At 70.4% G+C, this 2894-nt stretch carries 3 protein-coding genes and 1 pseudogene; all 4 read left to right on the top strand.

All coding sequences use genetic code 11. From position 1 onward, the window contains the following. Positions 1 to 443 (top strand): SDR family oxidoreductase (locus G6027_RS09445; RefSeq protein ID WP_182636946.1); only part of this gene is annotated, 443 nt, incomplete at its 5' end. A gap of 115 nt (positions 444 to 558) precedes the next feature. Beyond that, positions 559 to 1506: an enoyl-CoA hydratase gene (locus G6027_RS09440; RefSeq protein ID WP_182636945.1), complete on the top strand. Its 948-nt coding sequence runs from the start codon at positions 559 to 561 to the stop codon at positions 1504 to 1506. Between the two features lie 4 nt (positions 1507 to 1510). Next, a complete protein-coding gene (locus tag G6027_RS09435; protein WP_182636944.1) occupies positions 1511 to 2680 on the top strand; it encodes an acyl-CoA dehydrogenase family protein in 1170 nt (389 codons plus the stop codon). Positions 2681 to 2696: 16 nt separating this feature from the next. Next, a pseudogene (locus G6027_RS09430) lies at positions 2697 to 2894 on the top strand (acyl-CoA dehydrogenase); the annotation flags it as partial.

Below are 2894 nucleotides of genomic sequence, written 5' to 3'. Positions count from 1 at the left end.
AGCTACGCGCACAGCTGGACGCGGACGCCGCCGGCTTCTTCGCGATCGTGCACCCGGCGCTACCGCATGTGCGCGCGGTGGGTGGCAACCTCGTCGTCGTCACCACCGCCGCCACCACCCGCTACCCGGTCCGGGACGGCCTGTCCGCGGTCCCCAAGGGCGCGGTCGAGCAGCTGGTGCGGGGTCTGGCGGCGGAGGAGGGCCGGTTCGGGGTCCGCGTCAACTGCGTGGGCCCGGGAATGCTCACCGACGGGATGGCCGAGCGGCTCATCTCCACCGGTGACCTCGACGACCGCGCCCTCGAGGTCACCCGCGGCAACATCCCGCTGCGGCGGTTCGGCACCGCGGACGACGTCGCCGAGGCCGTGGCGTTCCTCGCCTCCGACCGCGCGGGCTTCATCTCCGGCCAGAAGCTCGACGTCGACGGTGGCTACGGCGTCTGAACGACGGTGGCTACGGCGTCTGAGCGACGGAGGCCACGGCGTCTGAGCCCGATCCGGCGAGCCGGTCCGGTACAGTACCAACCAAGCACTTGCTAGGTAAGGAGATTCCCAGCTCATGACCGACGCACCCATCCCCCCGGTCCTCGGTGTCGACGACCTCGGCCCGGACACGCAGCCGGTCGCCTACGAGGTCACGGGCGGCACCGCCTACGTCACGCTCAACCGCCCCGACTTCCGCAACGCGCAGAACTCGGTCATGACGTACTCGCTGGACAACGCCTTCGTCAGGGCCGTCGAGGACGACTCGGTCAAGGTGATCGTCCTGCGGGCCAACGGGAAGCACTTCTCGGCCGGCCACGACATCGGCACCACCGAGCGCGACCACCACGTGGAGTACCCCAACCGCGCCTCGCTCTGGTGGGACCACACGACCCGCGGCGGCGGCGACCGACGCCTGGCCCGCGAGACCGAGGTCTACGTCCAGATGTGCCGGCGCTGGCGGGAGATCCCCAAGCCGATGATCGCCCAGGTGCACGGCGCGTGCATCGCCGGCGGCCTGATGCTGGCGTGGATCTGCGACTTCATCGTGGCCTCCGACGACGCGTTCTTCTCCGACCCGGTGGTCAAGATGGGAATCCCCGGTGTCGAGTACTTCGCCCACGCCTTCGTCCTGGGACCCCGCCGCGCCAAGGAGATCCTCTACACCGGTCGCAGATTCGGTGCGGCCGAGGCGCGGGACTGGGGCATGCTCAACCACGTCGTTCCGCGCGACGAGCTGCAGGCCAAGGTCGACGAGATCGCCGGTGAGATCGCCGCGATGCCCGCCTTCGGACTGACCCTGGCCAAGAAGGTCATCAACTCGAACGAGGACCAGATGGGCCTGCAGACCTCGCTGGACACTGCCTTCGGCTGGCACATGTTCGCCCACTCGGCCAACGCCGAGCCCGACGACACCGACTCGTTCTCCGCCTCCCTCGGCGGGATGGACGCGCGCTCGATGCGCGACAGCGCGAACACCGGCTCGACCGCGGACACGCGCTCGACCGGCGAGAAGAAGGACTGACGCCGTGGATCTGGACCTGGACGCCTCGACGCAGGAGTTCCGCCTCGAGGTGCGCGACTGGCTCGCCGCGAACGTGCCGTCCGAGCCGCTCCCGCACATGGACACCCGCGAGGGCTTCGAGGCCCACCGCGAGTGGGAACGGACGATGGCCGACGCCCGCATGTCGGTCGTGTCGTGGCCCGAGGAATTCGGCGGCCGAGACTGCGGACTGGTCAACTGGGTGGTCTTCGAGGAGGAGTACTTCCGCGCCGGCGCACCCCTGCGGGTGAGCCAGAACGGCATCTTCCTGCTGGCGCCGACACTGTTCGACCACGCCTCCCCCGAGCAGCTCGCCGCGATCATGCCGCGCATGGCCCGCGCCGATGACATCTGGGCGCAGGCCTGGTCCGAGCCGGAGGCCGGGTCCGACCTGGCCTCGCTGCGCTCGACGGCCACGCGCGTGGACGGCGGCTGGGTGCTCAGCGGCCAGAAGGTGTGGTCCACCCGCGCGTCCTTCGCGGACAAGGGCTTCGGCCTGTTCCGCACCGACCCGGACGAGCCCCGCCACAAGGGGCTGACCTACTTCATGTTCGACCTGCGGGCCGACGGCGTCACCGTGCGACCGATCGACCAGCTCGACGGCCTGCCCGGCTTCGCGGAGTTGTTCCTCGAGGACGTCTTCGTCCCCGACGATCCCGCGGACCCCGGCTCCTCCGGGGTGATCGGCGAGGTCAACCAAGGCTGGAAGGTGGCCATGTCCACCGCCAACAACGAGCGCGGGCTCTCCCTGCGCTCGCCCGGCCGGTTCCTCGCCACCACCGACCGACTGCTCGAGCTGTGGGGCTCCCACCAGGCGGACCTCGACGACCGCACCCGCGGAGCCCTCGCCGACCGGGTGGTGGACGCGTGGATCGGCTCGCGCGCCTACGAGCTGAGCACCTGGAAGACGGTCACCACGCTCACCGGCGGCGCCAACCTGGGCTTCGAGTCCTCGATCAACAAGGTCTTCTGGTCGGACTGGGACATCGCCACCCACGAGACCGCCCTGGACCTGCTCGGCACGGCCGGCGAACTCGCCGGGGAGCAGTGGATGGACGGATACCTGTTCGCCCTCGCCGGGCCGATCTACGCCGGCACCAACGAGGTCCAGAAGAACATCATCGCCGAGCGCCTCCTCGGCCTTCCGCGCGGCTGACGGGACACGGAGCACCATGAGATTCGCACTCGACCCCGAGATCACCGACTTCGCGGCGAGCATCGACTCGCTGCTGACACGGTCCGACCTGCCGTCGGTCATCCGCGCCTGGAGCGCGGGCGACACCGGCCCCGGCACCACCGTGTGGGGCAGGGTCGCCGAGACCGGCGCCGCGGCCCTGCTGATCGACGAGGACGCCGGCGGGGCCGGGGCC

Origin of the sequence: Dietzia sp. SLG310A2-38A2, assembly GCF_014145095.1 — a bacterium.
In the GTDB taxonomy this organism is placed as follows: Bacteria; Actinomycetota; Actinomycetes; order Mycobacteriales; family Mycobacteriaceae; genus Dietzia.
The sequence above is the reverse complement of the archived record's forward strand: the minus strand, read 5'-3'. Positions and strand labels throughout refer to the sequence as shown.